Here is a 355-nt window from a genome sequence, read left to right on the forward strand (position 1 = left end):
TGAATATTGCCATTGCCATCATAGGTGATGGATTCCCCATACTTATTAGCAGCAACCAGTGAGCTCCATTGATTGGTGCTGCTGTTAAAATTATTGAAGGCATTCATGCTTATGAGGCGATGCAACTGGTCATATCCATAACTATACAGCATCGTTTCCATGCCTTTTATACCCACACTGATATGAGTGATATTACCATTATACTGTGGTTTATAGGCTGGTAATGAAGCACCGGCTTCGGCAAACGGCAATTTCGTGACATCAATAGTTTTGTAATCACCCAGGTAATAATTTAAGGAGAACCCAATCGCATCCTGTGCTGTAAGGCTGCTGGCAGTATTACCATCTTCACCCA

Annotated in this window: 1 protein-coding gene; it reads right to left on the reverse strand. The window is 42.0% G+C overall.

Annotated features, from left to right (window positions below; genetic code table 11):
* On the reverse strand, positions 1–355 hold a 355-nt coding region (locus A3860_RS41020; protein ID WP_158085185.1), incomplete at both ends, for a hypothetical protein.

The organism is Niastella vici (assembly GCF_002077945.1).
Taxonomy (GTDB): Bacteria; Bacteroidota; Bacteroidia; order Chitinophagales; family Chitinophagaceae; genus Niastella; species Niastella vici.